We start from the raw sequence: 16,611 nt of genomic DNA on the forward strand, positions 1-16,611 counted from the left end.
GGAGAGCAGCGGCAGCGCGCGCTCCATGAGCTTCTCTTTCACGCCCCACACGCGGTTCTCGCGCAGTGCCATGGGCAGCGGGCGGCCCGCGTCCAGCGCCGTACGCACGCGGTGCAAGGTGCGGATGTCTTCGGACAGGGCCCAGTGCACCAGCACCGGCGCTTCGCCCTCGGCCTGCAGACCGTCCAGCATGCGTTGCACGCGCACGCTCTGCCCGCCCAGCACCGCCTCGGCAAGCTTGAAGGCGTCGTAACGCGCCACGTTGAGCACAGCCGACTCCACCTGCTCCAGCGACAAATCACCCACCGGGTGCAGCAGCGCGAGCTTCTGGATTTCCTGGTGCGCGGCGAGCAAGTTGCCTTCCACACGGTCGGCAAAAAACTGCAGGGTGCGCTGGCCTTCTTCACCCGCCACCACGCGCTGGCCCTGCGCCTGCAGGCGTTGCGCAATCCACTGCGGCAAGGCTTTGCGGTCGACCGCCTCCACGCGCACCACGGCGCCGAAGCTGTCGAGCGCGGCGAACCAGGCGCCCTTTTGTGTGGCCATGTCCAGGCGGGGCAGGATGACCACGGTGACCGTGCTGTCGTTGTTCTCGGCGCTCTGCGCGATCTGCTGCAGCGCCTGCGAGCCGTCCTTGCCGGGCTTGCCCGACGGGATGCGGATCTCGATCAGTTGTTTGTCGGAAAACAGGCTCATGGAGCCACCGCTGGCCAGCACCTCGCCCCAGTCAAAGTGAGCACCCGCCACGGTGTGGACCGTGCGCTCGCCACAACCCTGCTCGCGCGCCACCACGCGGATCGCGTCGGCTGCTTCCTGGATCAGCAGCGGCTCGTCGCCATGCAGCGTGTAGAGGCTTTTGAGGCCGCGCTGCAGCTGGGCGGCGAGTTGGTTGGCTGCGATCTGCATGAGGCGCTTGAGGCTGGACTCAGAGCGACTTGACCGCCGCGAGGCGACGCACCACCTGCTGCACGATGTCGCTGCGCATGTCGCGAAACAGCAGCGCTTCTTCTGCATCTTTGGCCAGCACCTGGGTTTCGTTGAAGCTGATGTCGCGCTCCAGCAGCATCTCGGTGTCGTCGATCAGGATCTTGTCGGTGGGCGTGCGCAGGCGGAACACGAAGCGGGTGCGCAGCTGCAGTTCACGCACCTGACCCGCTGCGGTCTGGCCCACCACCACACGCTCGCGCTGGTCGACCAGCACGGTGAGGATGGCCTGCGCCGTCTGCGCGCCGGGTCCGGTGGCGGGTGTGGTCGAGGTGAGCACACGAATGCCGTTGGCCTGCAGCGCTTCGCGCAGCTCGCGGCTCACCTGCGTGCCCTCCATGCCTTGCAGGCGCAGCGTGTCGAACGCGAAGGTGGGCGCCTTGCGCAGCGCAAAACCACAGCCCGAGAGACCCAGCGCGGTCGCGCCCAGGGCGAGTTGCAGCCAGACGCGGCGGCTTGGGATCGAGGGGCGTTGGTTCGTCATGCAAGGGCTTTCAGATCACCACGTTGACCAGGCGGCCTGGCACGACCACCACTTTTTTCGGCGGCGCGCCGGCGGCCTGCTTCACGAAGGCATCGCTGGCCAGCGCTGCCGCTTCAATGGCGGCCTTGTCGGCGTTCGCCGGCACCAGCAGGCTGCCGCGCAGCTTGCCGTTGATCTGCAGCACAAGTTCGATCTCGTCACGCTGCAGGGCGGCCTCGTCGGGCTGGGGCCAGGGCGCGTCGAGCAGTTCGCCCGGGTAACCCAGCTCGGTCCACAAGGTGTGCGCGATGTGCGGCGTGGCCGGGTAAATGCAGCGCAGCAGGATGCCGAAGCTCTCGGCCAGCGCAGCGTTGTCGCCGGCGCTGCCATCGGGCTTGAAGTCTTCAAGGGCGTTGAGCATCTTCATCGCGCCCGACACCACGGTGTTGTATTGCATGCGCTGGTAGTCGTAGTCCACCTGCTTGAGCACGGTGTGCATTTCCAGCCGCAGCGCCTTCGCGCCCTTGGACAGCGATTGCTTCGAGACACCGGCCGCGAGTGCGCCCAGGCCGCTGGTGGCCGAGAGCTTCAAGCCGAAGGCCCACACGCGGCGCAGGAAACGGTAGCTGCCTTCCACCGCCGCGTCGTTCCACTCCAGCGTGGCCTCGGGCGGCGCGGTGAACATGGTGTACAGCCGCGCGGTGTCGGCGCCGTACTTCTCGATCAGGTCTTGCGGATCGACGCCGTTGTTTTTGGACTTGGACATGGTGCCCACGCCCTCGTAGTCGATGGGCGTGCCCACGGGCAGCAGACCGTCGCCGCTGGTGGCCGGGTTCTTGAGCTTCGCGCCCACGACCTTGCCGGTCTCATCCAGCACGTTTTCGACGTCGTGCGGCCAGAAGTAGTCCTTGCCGCCCTTCTCGGTGCGCCGGCTGTAGAGGTGGTTGAGCACCATGCCCTGCGTGAGCAGGTGGGTGAAGGGTTCGTCGACCTTCACCAGGCCCAGGTCGCGCATGACCTTGGTCCAGAAACGCGCGTAGAGCAGGTGCAGGATCGCGTGTTCGATGCCGCCGATGTACTGGTCCATCGGCATCCAGTAATCGGCACCGTCAGCGACCATTTTTTCCGAATTGGCCGGGTCGCAGTAGCGCATGAAGTACCACGACGAATCCACGAAGGTGTCCATGGTGTCGGTCTCGCGGCGCGCGGGCTGTCCACACACCGGGCACACCACGCCGGCGTGAAAGCCTTCGTGCTTGTGCAGCGGGTTGCCCGAGCCGTCGGGGATGCAGTCCTGCGGCAGCACCACAGGCAGGTCCTTCTCGGGCACAGGCACGGCGCCGTGTTCGGTGCAATGGATGATGGGGATGGGCGTGCCCCAGTAGCGCTGGCGGCTCACGCCCCAGTCGCGCAGGCGCCAGGTGGTCTTCTTCTCGCCCAGGCCCTTGGCCGCGAGTTGAGCCGCCACCGCGTCCACCGCCGCCTTGTACGGCAGGCCGTCAAAGGCACCGGAGTTCACACACACCGCGCGCTGCTTGTCCCCGTACCAGTCGGCCCAGGCCTCCAGGCTGAAGGTCTCGCCTTCCACCGACACCACTTGTTGAATCTTCAGGTCGTATTTTTTCGCGAACGCAAAGTCGCGCTCGTCGTGCGCGGGCACGCCCATCACCGCGCCGTCGCCGTAGCTCATGAGCACGTAGTTGCCCACCCACACGGCCACGGCCTCGCCGGTCAGCGGGTGCGTCACGGTCAGGCCCGTGGCCATGCCCTTCTTTTCCTGCGTGGCCAGCTCGGCTTCGGTGGTGCCACCGGTCTTGCACTCTTCGATGAACGCAGCCAGCGCCGGATTGTTCGCGGCGGCGTGCGCGGCCAGCGGGTGCTCGGGCGCCACGGCGCAGAAGGTCACGCCCATGATGGTGTCGGCGCGCGTGGTGAAGACGTGCATCTTGCCGTCGCCGATGAGTGCGCCGTCATCACCTTTGATGGTGTGCGGGAACGCAAAACGCACGCCTTCGCTCTTGCCGATCCAGTTTTCCTGCATCAGGCGCACCTTGTCGGGCCAGCCATTGAGGGTCGCCTTGGGGTTGCCGATCTGCACGTGGTCGAGCAGCTCTTCCGCGTACGAGGTGATGTTGAGGTAATAGCCCGGGATCTCGCGCTTCTCGACCACCGCGCCGGTGCGCCAGCCCTTGCCGTCGATCACCTGTTCGTTGGCCAGGACGGTCATGTCCACCGGGTCCCAATTGACGACCTGGGTCTTGCGGTAGGCGACGCCCTTCTCCAGCATCTTCAGGAACAGCCACTGGTTCCACTTGTAGTAACTCGGATCGCAGGTGGCCACTTCGCGTGACCAGTCGATGGCCAGGCCCATGGCCTGCATCTGCTGCTTCATGTAGGCGATGTTTTCATACGTCCACTTGGCCGGTGGTACGCCGTTCTTCAACGCCGCGTTTTCCGCCGGCAGGCCGAACGCGTCCCAGCCCATGGGCATGAGCACGTTGAAGCCCTTCATGCGAAGGTGGCGCGCGAGCATGTCGTTGATGGTGTAGTTGCGCACATGGCCCATGTGCAGCTTGCCGCTGGGGTAGGGCAGCATGGAGCAGGCATAGAACTTCTTCTTGCCCGCGTCTTCCGTCACGCGGTAGGCGTCGGTCGCGTTCCAGTGGGCGTGCGCGGCGCGCTCGACTTCTTTGTGGGCGTATTTGTCTTGCATGAACCAGGGTCCGGACCAGCCGGCGACGGTGAAGGGAGAAGCTGCGCGCAGGGGCGCGGGGAGTTGCCGGATTTTAGGCCTTGGGCAGCATGGCGCCCGTGGGCTCAGGCATTCAGCGCGGGGCCGTCGAGTCGGCCACGAAACCGATGCGCGAGAGCCCGGCCGATTGCGCCATGCCGATCAGCGAAACCACGCGGCCGTAGGGCACGCTGGCGTCGGCACGCAGCTGTACTTCGGTGGCCGGGTCGCGCTGCGCGGCTTCGCTCAGGCGCTGGCGCAAGGTGCCGTCATCCACGGCCTGGCCGTCCCACTGCATGCGTCCCTGGCCGTCGACCGACAGCGACACAAAAGGCCCGGGTTGCGCTGGCGTGACCGCCTTGGGCAGCTCAGCCTTGGGCAACTCCAGCGCGAGCCGGTCGGCCATGAAAGGGGCGGCAATGATGAAGATCACCAGCAGCACCAGCATCACGTCCACCAGCGGCGTGACGTTGATCTCGCTCATGGGCTTGTGGCCGGTGGGCCGCTCCAGCCGGCCGAAACTCATGGTTGATGCACCATGAGTTCGCGCAGGTCGCGCGCGAACCCTTCGAGGTCGGCTTCGATGCGCGCGATCTGGCGCCCCAGCACGTTGTAGGCGAGCACGGCTGGGATGGCGACCACCAGGCCGGCGGCCGTCATGACCAGCGCCTCACCGACCGGGCCCGACACCTGTTCGATGCGGAATCCGCCATCGAGTCCGATGCCGCTGAGCGCGTTGTAGATGCCCCAGACGGTGCCCAGCAGGCCCACGAAGGGCGCGGTGGAGCCCACGGTGGCGAGCAGCACCTGGCCGTATTGCAGGCGGTGCAATACGCGGTGCAGGGCATCGCGCAGCACGCGGGTGAGTTGTTGCGACCGGTCGCCTGCAGCCGCCAGGGTGTGGGATGCGGCGCTGTTCAGGCCCAGGGCCGCCTGAAGCAGCGGCAACACGAGTTGCTGCGCATCGAATGTGCCCAGGCGGCGTTGCGCATCGTCCAGATCGGCGGCCTGCCAGAACGCGGCGGTGCTCATTTGCAGGTCGCGCGCAGCACGGCGCAGCAACCAGCCCTTCCACAGAATCACCACCCAGCTCGCCACCGACATGGCCAGCAGCAGCAACGCCACCGCCCGGCCGAGCGCATCGGCCTGCGCCAGCGTCTGCAACAGACCCTGGCCCGCGCTGTCGATCATTTCAGGTTGAGCACGTCGAACATGTCGTACAGCCCGGCCGGCTTGCCCGCCAGGAAGCGCACCGCGCGCAGGCTGCCCTGCGCGTAGGTCGCGCGGCTGCTCGACTTGTGGGTGATCTCGATGCGCTCACCGGTGCCGGCGAACAGCACGGTGTGGTCGCCCACGATGTCGCCACCGCGGATGGTGGCAAAGCCGATGCTGGACGGATCGCGCTCGCCCGTCACGCCTTCGCGCGCGTACACCGCGCAGTCTTTCAGGTCGCGGCCCAGCGCATTGGCGATCACCTCGCCCATCTTCAGCGCGGTGCCGCTGGGCGCGTCCACCTTGTGGCGGTGGTGCGCTTCGATGATCTCGATGTCGTAACCGGTGGACAGGGCTTTGGCCGCCATCTCCAGCAGCTTGAGCGTGACGTTCACGCCCACGCTCATGTTGGGCGCCATCATGATGGCGATCGACTTGGCGGCGTCGGCGATCTCGGCCTTCTGATCGTCGCTGAAGCCGGTGGTGCCGATGACCGCATTGACGCCCAGCTTCACGCACTCGCGCAGGTGCGCCAGCGTGCCTTCGGGGCGGGTGAAGTCGATCAACACCTGGCTGGCGCCCAACCCCCGGACGAGATCGGCGGTGATGAGCACGCCACTGGCCTGGCCGGCAAACCCGGCGGCGTCCTGCCCCAGCATGGCGCTGCCCGGGATGTCGAGCGCGCCGGTGAGCTGGCAATCGCCGCTGCTGCGCACGGCCTCCACCAGCATCTGACCCATGCGGCCGCTGGCGCCCGCCACGCACACACGGTGCAGCCCCGCTCCGCTGCTCATCGGGCGGTCCCCGGCGTCTCCAGGGGTGGGTAGCTGGTCGCAGGTGCGGCCACAGGCGCAGCCGGTTCGACCGGAGCGGTCGTCTTGTTGCGCTCGTCAAAGGCCTTGAGCTGCGCTTCGGTGGCCTGCAGAGGCGGTACCTTGCCGAACTTGCGGCCGGCGTCCAGTGAAGCCACGAACTCGGCTTCGCTCGGCAATTCGTCGGCTTCGAATCGTTCGAGCAGGTCGGCCTTGAAGAACGCGGTCAGTCGGCGCTGCTGGGGCGCCTGACCCTGGCGGCGGAAGGTGAACACATAGTCCCAGCGGTCGGCGTGGAACACGCTGGTCAGCAAGGGCGATCCCAGGATGTCGCGCACCTGGTCGCGCCCCATGCCGGTCTGCAAGGCTGCCGCCTGCTCACGCGTGACCACGTTGCCTTGCAGGATGTCGATCTTGTACGGCGTGACGACGCTGGTGATGCCGGGCAGTCGGCTGGTGACGCTGGAACACGCCGACAGCGCGACCAGCGAGGCCATGGCACAGAGCAGGGCAACCGGGCGGCGAAGCCGCTGACCACGCGTGGTCGGGGAGGCGCAATCGGGTGAGTGGTGGAGCATGGAATCGGACCGTGGATGGGGCGCGCACGCAGGCGTTGCCGGGGCAGAAATGCAGCGTGCGCCAGACGCTGGCGATATGATGCTTTCATTGTAGTCTTGGGGCTTGAAGGCACCGCAAAGATCCCGACCGCCCGAATCCACGCCCCGCGCGCACTGCCATGACCAACATTGAAGAACTCAAGAACACCGGGCTGAAAGCCACGCTGCCCAGGCTGAAGATCCTGGAGGTGTTCCAGAACGCCAAGCAGCGTCACATGACGGCCGAAGACGTGTTCCGCGTGCTGCTCGAAGAGCGTTCCGACATCGGCCTGGCGACGGTCTACCGCGTGCTGATGCAGTTTGAACAGGCCGGCCTGCTCACGCGCAGCAACTTCGAGTCGGGCAAGGCGGTGTACGAGCTCAACGAAGGCCAGCACCACGACCACCTGGTGTGCCTGGACTGCGGTCGTGTGGAAGAGTTCTTCGACGCCGAGATCGAAAAGCGCCAGCAGATGGTGGCCAAGACGCGGGGCTTCGTGCTCCAGGAACACGCGCTGTCGCTCTACGCCAATTGCACCAAGACCGACTGCCCGCACAAGGGCCAGTCACACCGGGCCTGAAGCGCTCACTCGCCGCGCGACATGGCCGCGCGATGGCGCGACACAAACTCCTGGTAGGTGTCGATGCCGCGCAGCTGGAGGATGGTGTTGCGAACGGCCGCTTCCACCAGCACGGCGATGTTGCGGCCCGCCACCACCTGAATGACTGCCTTGCGCACCGGCACGCCGAGCACGTCCTGGTACAGCGGCTCATGCGGCATGCGTTCGAAGTCGCGCTCCAGTGTCTCGCGGCGCACCAGGTGCACGATGAGCGACAGGCGCATCTTGCGACGCACCGCTGTCTCGCCAAAGATGGCTTTGATGTCCAGCAAACCGATGCCGCGCACCTCCAGCAGGTTTTGCAGCAGCTCGGGGCAACGGCCTTCGATGCTGGTCTGGTTGATGCGGTAAAGGTCCACCGCGTCATCGGCCACCAGGCCGTGGCCGCGTGAAATCAATTCCAGCCCCAGCTCGCTCTTGCCCAGCCCTGACTCGCCGGTGATCATGACGCCCATGCCCAGGATGTCCATGAACACGCCGTGCATGGACGCACGATCAGCGAAATGGCGCGAGAGGTAGGCGCGCAGCACATCGATGACAAAGGCCGCCGACTCGTGCGTGGAGAACATCGGAATCTGCGCCCGCTCGCACATGGCGGTGAGCGCATCGGGTGCGGTCTGGCCATCGGCCACCACCAGCACCGGCGGCTCCAGCGTGACGATGCGCGCCACGCGGCGCTTGTTGTCTTCTTCGTTCGGACTGGTGAGGTAGGCGACTTCACGTTCGCCGAACACCTGCACCCGGTAAGGGTGGATGTAGTTGAGGTAACCGACCAGATCGGCACCTGAGCGTGCGGCGCGGATGGCCACTTCGTCAAACCGCCGCTCGGAGGCCCCGAGCCCGGCGATCCACTGCCACTTCAGGGCGTCCCGATGGTCCTCAAAAAGGACATCGGCGCTGACGACGGTGGGTTTCAAAGCAAATGACCGGCCGCTGGGCCGCCCCAAGGATGGTCAGCCCCCTCAGGAGGAAGCGACGCGTGCAACGGTGGAGCGTGGGGGCTCAACGTTTCAGGCTGCCGCGTGCGCGGACTGCCAGGACGTGATCTGTTTGTGCAGTGCGATGGCGTCCGCAGAAGTTTTCATTTGTTCGCGCAGACCACTGTCGCTCAACAACTCGGCGATCTCGGAGAGGATTTCCAGGTGCTTCTGCGTGGCCGCCTCGGGCACGAGCAGGAAGATCATCAGCTGCACCGGCAGTTCGTCAGGCGCATCGAACCCGATGGGGCTGGCGAGCTGGAACACGGCGGCCAGCGGCTGCTTCAGACCTTTGATGCGGCCGTGGGGAATTGCCACGCCATGACCCAAACCGGTGGAGCCCAGCCGCTCGCGGGCGAACAGGCTGTCGGTGATGAGCGCGCGGTTGAGTCCGTGCAGGGTCTCGAAAAGCAAACCTGCTTCTTCGAAAGCGCGTTTCTTGCTGGTCGCATCAACGCTGACGAGCACTTGCGCAGCGGGCAATATGGCGGATAGTCGGTTCATGTGAGCCCTCTTGGAGCGCAAATTATGACCAGTTGAGCGCTGTTGGCTAGACTGGGGGCACAAAAAAGCCGCTTGACTTTCCAAGCGGCCTGCTGCAGTGCAGCATCGGGTTTTCCCGCACGGACCGCAGCCCGTGACTTTCATCACATCAAACGCTTCACCGAGTCGTGGTGGTGGTCTTGCGTCTTGTCCTTGTAGCGCAAAACTTGCCGGTCCAGCTTGTCGGCCAGCTCGTCGACGGCGGCGTAAAGATCGGCATGAGCACTTTCGGCGAACAGATCACGCCCCTTGACGTGAATGTTGCACTCCGCTTTCTGCCGCAGGTCTTTCTCCTTCAGGTTGTCCACCGTCAGCAGCACCTTCATGTCGACCACCTGGTCGAAATGTCGGGATATGCGTTCGAGTTTGCTGGTGACGTAGCCGCGCAGGGCGGGTGTGACCTCAAGGTGGTGACCGCTGATCGTCAGGTTCATAAAAGAGCCTCCATATGCTCCGGGTTGAGACAAGCCGTCTGGGGCAAAACCTCCCGACGGCCACGGGGATGTCTTGAGCCCACTATGCCGACGAAGACACCCCGGCGCAAGCCTCAGCCGAAAGAAAACGTGACATCTTGATCGGCATCAGTGCCGATCGAGCTATGCACGTCCCGCACGCTGTGCATTCAGCAAACGCGGCTACACCGCGTTGTGGCTGCTGTTTTCCGCCTGGTTCGATGCGACCGCGCGTATCGCCTGATCGGATCGACCGGCGGCACCGCAAACGACCATCAACCCGCCTGGCAGTAAGGCCAAATCCGGGGCGAGGGAGCTGCACGATGAACCCTGGGGCCGCCCTGCAGGCCGTTTACTGTCGCTCGCAACGCCCCTGCGCCGTGGCCTGGCCGCGGAAATCGCTGCTCCAGATCTGGGCTGCGGTGTCGATCTGGATGCGCTCGTTGTCCACCGCCGTGAGGATCACCGCTTCCTGGATGGCGAAGGTGTAGACCGGCACGCCGTCGATCTGCACGGCGCGCACACGTTTCTTGTCGTAAGCGATGCTCACCGTGCGCGTCCAGGTGGTGCGCGCCGGCAGGTACACCGCTTCACAAACCAGCGTCACTTCGCTGGTCTGGGTGGCGGGTCGGGATGGGGCTTTGTTTTGAGCCGTGGCGACGGGCACCGCAGCGGCAAGGCACGCCGCGGTGATCAGCGCCGCTTTCATTCGGCAGCGCCCTTGGCCATGCGCTCGCTCTTCCAGTACACGTCGTCGCCACCGTTCATGCGGTTGAGCACGCGGGCCAGCACAAACATCAGGTCGCTCAGGCGGTTGAGGTACTGGCGCGGCGTGTCTTTCAGGGCCTCTTCGTTGCCCAGCGCCACCACCGCGCGCTCGGCGCGGCGCGCCACGGTGCGGCACACGTGCGCCAGGCTGGCAGCGCGGGAGCCGGCGGGCAAGATGAACTCCTGCAGGCGCGGCAGGGCTTCGTTGTAGGTGGCCAGGGCTTCGTCGAGCGCGAGCACGGCTTCGGGCTTGAGCAGCTCGTAGCCGGGGATGGACAGCTCGCCGCCGAGGTTGAAGAGCTGGTGCTGGATCTCCACCAGCACGCCCCGCACATCGGTCGCCATGTCTTCGCACAGCAGGACACCGATGTTGGAGTTGAGCTCGTCCACGTCGCCCATGGCGTGCACGCGCAGGCTGTTCTTGGAAACGCGGGTGTTGTCGCCCAGGCCGGTGGTGCCGGCATCGCCGGTGCGGGTGGCGATCTGGGTGAGGCGGTTGCCCATGGGAAGTCCTTGAATTGAGGGGGATGACCGGATTGTGCAGCGTTGGCCTGTCGTAACGGGGCGCAGGGAAATGTGAGCGAGGCAACGTGAGGCAAGAACGCTGGCGTCAGACGCCGATCCCAGCGGTAATGGCCACCTGTTCACTCCCAGGAGACCCCGATGACGCAACGCCGACAACGACTCGCCGACTTCGAAGCCCGCAGCGTGCAACTGATCGCCGCCTGCACCCTGGGCCTGGCCGGCATGGCCAGCGTGCCGCCGACGCACGCCGCACGCATCACCGGCCAGGCCACCAGCCTCACGGGCGCCACGGGCCACACCACGTTCACCGGCAACACACGGTCCAGCCGCGCTCCGGCCGTCTTGCTGCAAGCCGGGAAAGTCCGCAGCTGAGTGCGCCCGCGCGGTGTGCCGCGCACGGGACTGCGGGCTTAAACTGGCCGGCTGACACAACAGCGCCGGAGACTGCCCATGAACGCCCCCACCGCCCACAGCCACCTCGCTCCGCAAGTGCACCAACGTGTGGTGCCACCCGAGCTGATCGCCGCGCTGCAGTCGCGTTTTGGTACGCAATGCTCTACCGCCCTGGTGGTGCGCGAGCAGCACGGGCGCGACGAGTCGGTGTACGAGGTGCCGCCACCCGCGGCCGTGGTGTTTGCGCAGAGCACGCAGGACGTGGCCGACGCCGTGAAACTGGCCGCCCGGCACAAGGTGCCGGTGATCCCGTTCGGCGTGGGCTCCTCGCTCGAAGGTCACCTGCTCGCGGTGCAGGGCGGCATCAGCGTCGACGTGAGCCGCATGAACAGCGTGCTGTCCATCAACGCCGAAGACCTGACCGTGACGGTGCAGCCCGGCGTGACGCGCAAGGCGGTCAATGAAGCGGTGAAGAGCGAGGGCCTGTTCTTCCCGATCGACCCGGGTGCGGACGCCTCCATCGGCGGCATGGCGGCCACGCGCGCCAGCGGCACGAACGCGGTGCGCTACGGCACCATGCGCGAGAACGTGCTCGCGCTGGAAGTGGTCACCGCCAGCGGTGAAGTGATCCGCACCGGCACACGCGCCAAAAAATCATCGGCCGGCTACGACCTCACGCGCCTGATGGTGGGCAGCGAAGGCACGCTGGGCGTGATCACCGAGGTCACCCTCAAGCTCTACCCGTTGCCCGAAGCCATCTCGGCCGCGACCTGCTCGTTCCCCACCATCGAGGCCGCCGTTCGCACGGTGATCCAGGTGATCCAGCTCGGCGTGCCGATCGCGCGCTGCGAGCTGATCGACCACAACACGGTACGCATGGTCAACGCGCACAGCAAGCTCGGACTGCGCGAAGAAAACATGCTGCTGATGGAGTTCCACGGCTCGCCCGCGAGCGTGAAGGAGCAGGCCGAAACGGTGCAGGAAATCGCTGCCGACTTTGGTGGCCAGGCGTTCGAGTGGGCCGACACACCCGAAGAGCGCACGCGTCTGTGGACGGCGCGGCACAACGCCTACTTTGCCGCCATCCAGAGCAAGCCGGGTTGCCGCGCCATCAGCACCGACACCTGCGTGCCCATCAGCCGCCTGGCCGACTGCCTGCTCGACTCCGTGCTCGAGGCCGACGCGGCCGGCCTGCCCTACTTCCTGGTCGGCCACGTGGGCGACGGCAATTTCCACTTCGGCTACCTGATCGACCCGACCAAGCCCGAAGAACACACGCTGGCCGAAGAGCTCAACCACAAGCTCGTGGCGCGCGCTCTCAGCCTGGAGGGCACCTGCACCGGCGAACACGGCGTGGGCCTGCACAAGATGGACTTCCTGCTCACCGAGGCCGGCAGCGGCGCGGTGGACATGATGCGCACCATCAAGCGCGCGCTCGACCCGGACAACATCATGAATCCGGGAAAGATCTTCGCCATGTGAAGTTCGGCCGCCTCGGGTGCCGAGCCCGAGGGATGACCCGCTCCCGAACCTCTATTGGGGTGGCCAGAATGAAAGTCCTTCATCCACACTTCACGGGGGTCACATGGCGGGTTGGTACGAACTGAACAAGAACGACAAGGGGCAATTTTCCTTTGTCTTGAAGGCCGCCAACCACCTGGTCATCGGCACCAGCCAGATGTACAAGACCGCCGCTGCGCGTCAGACCGGCATGGAGTCGGTGAAGACCAACGGGCCCACCACGGTGATCAAGGAAGGCGCTTGACGCGCCGAGCGGGCAGCGGCTTGCACAGCCGCGGCCCGGTCAATGCCCGCCGCGCAGTTTGTCGATCAGGCCGTTGAGGGCGTCGAGTGAGCCGAACTGGATCGCAATCTCGCCCATCTCCTCGATTCGGCCGTGGCGCTTGAGGCGCTTCTTCACGCGCACCTCTACCTCGGCCATCAACAGGTCGGCCAGCTCTTCCTCAACCCGTCGGATGTCGCGCGACTTGTCCTTCTTGAGCTTCTGAGGCGAGAGCGCGAATTCGGCGCCCAGCTTTTTCACCAGGCTCTCGGCCTCGCGCACCGACATCTTTTTGGCCGCAATCTGGTTGCCCGCCGTGATCTGGCTGGCCTTGTCCAGCGCCAGCAGCGCGCGCGCGTGGCCCATGTCCAGGTCGCCCGCCATCAGCATGGTCTGCACCGGTTCGGCCAACTGCAGCAGACGCAGCAGGTTGCTGGCGGCACTGCGCGAGCGGCCCACGGCCTGTGCCGCCTGTTCGTGAGTGAGCCCAAACTCTTTCACCAGGCGTTGCAGGCCTTGAGCCTCCTCCAACGGGTTGAGGTCTTCGCGCTGGATGTTTTCGATCAACGCCATGGCGGCGGCGGCCTCGTCGGCCACATCGCGCACCAGCACCGGCACACGGTCCAGCCCTGCGAGTTTCGAGGCGCGGAAACGGCGCTCGCCGGCAATGATCTCGAACTTGCCAGCGTTGGGGCCATCAGCGAGTTGGCGCACCAGGATCGGCTGCATCACACCCTGGGCCTTGATGCTCTCGGCCAGTTCGTAGAGAGCGCCCTCGTCCATGTGGGTGCGCGGCTGGTACTGGCCAGCCACCAGCTCGGTGAGCAACAGGCTGGAAGGCAGGCTGTCGGGATCGGCCGGCGCGCTGTCGATCACTTTGGGGCCCAGCAGGGCTTCGAGTCCGCGGCCGAGGCCTTTGGGTTTTTTGGTGACCATGGGTCGTCTTTCGAAGGTCAGAGGTTCATGAGTTCGGCAAGCACCGCATGGCCGGCTGGCCAGTCGCCCAGACCGGACTCGGCGTTGATGTGGCCAGCGTCGCCCAGGTCAACGCATTGCGAACCCCAGGCGGCGGCAAAGGCTTGCGCGCGTTCAAAGCTGCAGTACGGGTCGTTGCGGCTGCCCACCAGCACGCTGGGAAACGGCAGGCGCTGCATGGGAATGGGCGACCAGCTGGGCAGCGCCGGGCGCATCTCTTCGCGCTCGGCGTCCCCGGGTGCGACCAGCAAAGCGGCCTTCACGAGCGCGGTGTTTTGCGAGTGTGCCGCCCAGGCGGCGGTGTGCAGGCAGCCCAGGCTGTGGGCCACCAGAACCGCCGGTTCATCACAGGTGAACAGCACTTCTTCCAGCCGGGCGATCCAGTCGCCACGACGGGGTTGCATCCAGTCGTGCTGGTCCACCCGGCGGTAGCCGTGGGTCGCCTCCCAGCGGCTCTGCCAGTGGTCGGGACCGCTGTTCTGCCAGCCGGGCAGGATAAGGACGTTGTGAGGTTTCACGTGAAACAATGCCTGCTCAGAGCTTGCCGATGCGCGCCACCATCTCGGAGGCGAAGGCCACAAAGGCCTGGCTGCCGCGAGCGGCCGGGTCGAAGATCACGCCGGGCAATCCGTAGCTCGGTGCTTCTGCCAGGCGCACGTTGCGCGGGATCACGGTGTCGAACACCTTGTCGCCGAAGTGGGCCTTGAGCTGGTCGCTCACCTGCTGCTGCAGGGTGATGCGCGGGTCGAACATGACGCGCAGCAGGCCGATGATGGCCAGGTCCTTGTTGAGGTTGGCGTGCACCTGCTTGATGGTGTTGACCAGATCGGTCAGGCCTTCGAGTGCGAAGTACTCGCACTGCATGGGCACGATCACACCGTGCGCGGCGCACAGGCCGTTGAGGGTGAGCATGCTCAAGGACGGCGGGCAGTCGATCAGCACAAAGTCGTAGCTGTCCAGCACCTCGGCCAGAGCGGTTTTCAGTCGCTTTTCGCGTCGCTCCACCTCCACCAGCTCCACCTCGGCGCCGGCCAGTTCGCGGTTGGCGCCGAGCACGTGGTAGCCACACTTCTCCGAGAACACCGCCGCCTCGGCCACCGAGGCGGACTCCAGCAGCACGTCGTAGACCGACAGCGCCATCTGACGCTTGTCCACGCCCGAGCCCATGGTGGCGTTGCCCTGCGGGTCGAGATCAACCATCAACACCCGCTGCCCCACCTTGGCGAGACCGGCGGCCAGGTTCACCGTGGTGGTGGTCTTGCCGACGCCGCCCTTCTGGTTCGCAATACAAAAGATCTTGGCCATGGGTTCTTCTTATTTGGAGATGGCCAGCTTGATGCCGAACCCGATGAGGAAAACCCCGGCCACCTTCTCCAGCACACGTCCAACGACTGGGTTGGCGCGCATCCGTTCGGCAAGAAAGTGGGTCAGCAGGGTCACGACCAGCCCATAAGCGAAGGTGAGCAGCGCGATCGTGGCGGCCATGGCACCGAAGGTGACCAGCCCCTGGTGGCGGGCCGGATCCACGAACAGCGGGAAGAAGGCCATGTAAAACACCACCGCCTTCGGATTGAGCAGGGTGATGACAATGGCCTGCTGGAAATACTGGCGCGGGCGGATGTTGAGGATGGGCGCATCACCGGGCTTGGCGGTCAGCATCTTGAAGCCCAGCCAGGCCAGGTAGCCGGCGCCCAGCCACTGCACCGCACTGAAGGCGGCTGGGTAGGCCGCCAGCAAGGCCGCCACACCGGCCACCGCAAGCCACATCAGCACCTGATCGCCGGCCATCACGCCCAGCGTGGCCGCCAGTCCACCCCGAATACCGCCCTTGCTGGTGGAGGTGACCAGTGCCAGATTGCCCGGCCCCGGGATGAGCAAGAACACGACGATGGCGGCGGCGAATGCGCCGTAATCTGCGATGCCGAACATGGAGAACCCCCGGGAAGTGGAGGGTCGAGTTTACGTGAAGGGTTTTGGCGTCACGGGCGCAATCAGCGCGCCGTGTTGCTCAGGCCACAGCGGCGGGACCGGGGCGCATCCAGACGATGCAGCGCTCTGCGTCCAGCCCGGGGACCCTGAGCTGTTCCACGTGAAACACATCCACCGCTGGCGCCTCGGAGGCCAGCGTGGCCAGCTCGTCACCGGGGTGTTTGCCCTTCATGGCCATCCACACGCCGCCCTCGTTCAGCGCGCTGTTCGACCAGTTCGTGAAATCCGCCAGCGAGGCAAAAGCGCGGGAGCACACGACGTCAAAGCCCTGCCCCGACAAGGCGTTGAGGCTTTCCACCCGGGCGTGCAGCCCACGCAGGTTCGGCAACTTGAGCGTGGCGGCCGCCTGCTGGATGAAAGCCGCCTTTTTGGCCACGGTGTCCACGCAGGTCACGTCGATCTGCGGACAGGCGGTGGCGATCACAACGCCGGGCAGGCCGCCACCAGAGCCCACGTCGAGCAGCTTCACCGGTCGGTCACCCACCTGTTGAAGCAGGGGCTTGATGGCCGCCAGACTGTCGAGCAGGTGGTGGGTCATCATCTCGGCCGGGTCGCGCACGGCCGTGAGGTTGTAGACCTTGTTCCACTTCTGCAGCAGACCCAGGTAGTCGAGCAGCAGGTCGACCTGACGCGCGTCAAGCGCGAGCTGGAGCGACTGCAGGCCGGCCTGCAGGGTGGTTCTCAAATCGCTCATGCCGGGATGTCGGAGGACAGGTCGGCGGCCGCAGCCGGCAGCGTGGCGAACCCCTTGAACCCGCCCTTCTTCAGATGGATGAGCAGCAGCGAGA

21 protein-coding genes are annotated in these 16,611 nt (G+C 65.8%); 4 read left to right on the plus strand and 17 right to left on the minus strand.

Annotation, left to right across the window (positions count from 1 at the left end; genetic code table 11):
- From holA to Q0C59_RS12870, 7 genes are all read right to left on the minus strand, one after another.
- On the minus strand, positions 1–906 hold a 906-nt coding region (holA, locus tag Q0C59_RS12840), incomplete at its 3' end, for a DNA polymerase III subunit delta (protein WP_291216118.1).
- Positions 907–925: 19 nt separating this feature from the next.
- Positions 926–1,468: an LPS assembly lipoprotein LptE gene (gene lptE, locus Q0C59_RS12845; RefSeq protein ID WP_291216122.1), complete on the minus strand. Its 543-nt coding sequence runs from the start codon at positions 1,466–1,468 to the stop codon at positions 926–928.
- Positions 1,469–1,478: 10 nt separating this feature from the next.
- Positions 1,479–4,160 carry a leucine--tRNA ligase gene (gene leuS / locus Q0C59_RS12850; protein ID WP_291216125.1) on the minus strand — a complete coding sequence of 894 codons (2,682 nt, stop codon included), beginning with the start codon at positions 4,158–4,160 and terminating at the stop codon, positions 1,479–1,481.
- Positions 4,161–4,272: 112 nt separating this feature from the next.
- On the minus strand, positions 4,273–4,704 hold the full coding sequence (locus Q0C59_RS12855) for a biopolymer transporter ExbD (protein ID WP_291216128.1): 432 nt from the start codon (positions 4,702–4,704) through the stop codon (positions 4,273–4,275).
- Entirely contained in the window at positions 4,701–5,369 is a 669-nt protein-coding gene (locus Q0C59_RS12860; protein WP_291216131.1) for a MotA/TolQ/ExbB proton channel family protein, read from the minus strand. Before Q0C59_RS12860 ends, Q0C59_RS12855 begins: the two co-directional genes overlap by 4 nt.
- Positions 5,366–6,184 carry a 4-hydroxy-tetrahydrodipicolinate reductase gene (dapB, locus tag Q0C59_RS12865; RefSeq protein WP_291216134.1) on the minus strand — a complete coding sequence of 273 codons (819 nt, stop codon included), beginning with the start codon at positions 6,182–6,184 and terminating at the stop codon, positions 5,366–5,368. The genes Q0C59_RS12860 and dapB overlap by 4 nt, the downstream gene beginning before the upstream one ends.
- On the minus strand, positions 6,181–6,780 hold the full coding sequence (locus Q0C59_RS12870; protein WP_291216136.1) for an outer membrane protein assembly factor BamE: 600 nt from the start codon (positions 6,778–6,780) through the stop codon (positions 6,181–6,183). The genes dapB and Q0C59_RS12870 overlap by 4 nt, the downstream gene beginning before the upstream one ends.
- A 158-nt stretch (positions 6,781–6,938) precedes the next feature.
- On the opposite strand from Q0C59_RS12870, the gene fur reads away from it, so the two are divergent.
- On the plus strand, positions 6,939–7,379 hold the full coding sequence (gene fur, locus Q0C59_RS12875; RefSeq protein ID WP_291216138.1) for a ferric iron uptake transcriptional regulator: 441 nt from the start codon (positions 6,939–6,941) through the stop codon (positions 7,377–7,379).
- A gap of 5 nt (positions 7,380–7,384) precedes the next feature.
- Here the strand turns inward: fur and hprK are convergent, their stop codons facing one another.
- From hprK to Q0C59_RS12900, 5 genes are all read right to left on the minus strand, one after another.
- Complete coding sequence (gene hprK, locus Q0C59_RS12880; protein ID WP_069048331.1) at positions 7,385–8,335, minus strand: HPr(Ser) kinase/phosphatase; 951 nt, start codon at positions 8,333–8,335, stop codon at positions 7,385–7,387.
- 93 nt (positions 8,336–8,428) lie between these two features.
- The gene (locus Q0C59_RS12885) at positions 8,429–8,899 is read right to left on the minus strand and encodes a PTS sugar transporter subunit IIA (RefSeq protein WP_291216142.1); all 471 of its coding nucleotides are present in this window, start codon (positions 8,897–8,899) and stop codon (positions 8,429–8,431) included.
- A 143-nt stretch (positions 8,900–9,042) separates the two neighbouring features.
- Positions 9,043–9,372 carry a ribosome hibernation-promoting factor, HPF/YfiA family gene (gene hpf / locus Q0C59_RS12890; protein WP_069048333.1) on the minus strand — a complete coding sequence of 110 codons (330 nt, stop codon included), beginning with the start codon at positions 9,370–9,372 and terminating at the stop codon, positions 9,043–9,045.
- 370 nt (positions 9,373–9,742) lie between these two features.
- Complete coding sequence (locus Q0C59_RS12895; protein WP_291216144.1) at positions 9,743–10,099, minus strand: hypothetical protein; 357 nt, start codon at positions 10,097–10,099, stop codon at positions 9,743–9,745.
- Positions 10,096–10,662, minus strand: coding sequence for a cob(I)yrinic acid a,c-diamide adenosyltransferase (locus Q0C59_RS12900; protein ID WP_291216146.1), 567 nt, complete (start codon positions 10,660–10,662; stop codon positions 10,096–10,098). Before Q0C59_RS12900 ends, Q0C59_RS12895 begins: the two co-directional genes overlap by 4 nt.
- Before the next feature lie 159 nt (positions 10,663–10,821).
- Here Q0C59_RS12900 and Q0C59_RS12905 point away from each other — a divergent pair, with 159 nt between their 5' ends.
- The 3 genes from Q0C59_RS12905 to Q0C59_RS12915 all read left to right on the plus strand — a co-directional run bounded on the left by Q0C59_RS12905 (position 10,822) and on the right by Q0C59_RS12915 (position 12,841).
- On the plus strand, positions 10,822–11,055 hold the full coding sequence (locus tag Q0C59_RS12905) for a hypothetical protein (RefSeq protein WP_291216149.1): 234 nt from the start codon (positions 10,822–10,824) through the stop codon (positions 11,053–11,055).
- A 78-nt stretch (positions 11,056–11,133) separates the two neighbouring features.
- Complete coding sequence (locus Q0C59_RS12910) at positions 11,134–12,558, plus strand: FAD-binding oxidoreductase (RefSeq protein WP_291216152.1); 1,425 nt, start codon at positions 11,134–11,136, stop codon at positions 12,556–12,558.
- A gap of 103 nt (positions 12,559–12,661) precedes the next feature.
- Positions 12,662–12,841 carry a YegP family protein gene (locus Q0C59_RS12915; protein WP_291216155.1) on the plus strand — a complete coding sequence of 60 codons (180 nt, stop codon included), beginning with the start codon at positions 12,662–12,664 and terminating at the stop codon, positions 12,839–12,841.
- A gap of 39 nt (positions 12,842–12,880) precedes the next feature.
- On the opposite strand, the gene Q0C59_RS12920 is transcribed toward Q0C59_RS12915, so the two are convergent.
- The 5 genes from Q0C59_RS12920 to rsmG form a co-directional block, all read right to left on the minus strand.
- Positions 12,881–13,795 carry a ParB/RepB/Spo0J family partition protein gene (locus Q0C59_RS12920; RefSeq protein WP_291216158.1) on the minus strand — a complete coding sequence of 305 codons (915 nt, stop codon included), beginning with the start codon at positions 13,793–13,795 and terminating at the stop codon, positions 12,881–12,883.
- Positions 13,796–13,812: 17 nt separating this feature from the next.
- A complete protein-coding gene (locus tag Q0C59_RS12925; RefSeq protein WP_291216160.1) occupies positions 13,813–14,352 on the minus strand; it encodes an alpha/beta hydrolase in 540 nt (179 codons plus the stop codon).
- 16 nt (positions 14,353–14,368) lie between these two features.
- On the minus strand, positions 14,369–15,139 hold the full coding sequence (locus Q0C59_RS12930) for a ParA family protein (protein WP_291216163.1): 771 nt from the start codon (positions 15,137–15,139) through the stop codon (positions 14,369–14,371).
- 9 nt (positions 15,140–15,148) lie between these two features.
- The gene (locus Q0C59_RS12935) at positions 15,149–15,763 is read right to left on the minus strand and encodes a LysE family translocator (protein WP_291216166.1); all 615 of its coding nucleotides are present in this window, start codon (positions 15,761–15,763) and stop codon (positions 15,149–15,151) included.
- 79 nt (positions 15,764–15,842) lie between these two features.
- Positions 15,843–16,517, minus strand: coding sequence for a 16S rRNA (guanine(527)-N(7))-methyltransferase RsmG (gene rsmG, locus Q0C59_RS12940; RefSeq protein WP_291216168.1), 675 nt, complete (start codon positions 16,515–16,517; stop codon positions 15,843–15,845).
- Positions 16,518–16,611 lie beyond the last annotated feature (94 nt).

This window comes from Hydrogenophaga sp., assembly GCF_022844385.1.
Classification (GTDB): domain Bacteria; phylum Pseudomonadota; class Gammaproteobacteria; order Burkholderiales; family Burkholderiaceae_C; genus Hydrogenophaga.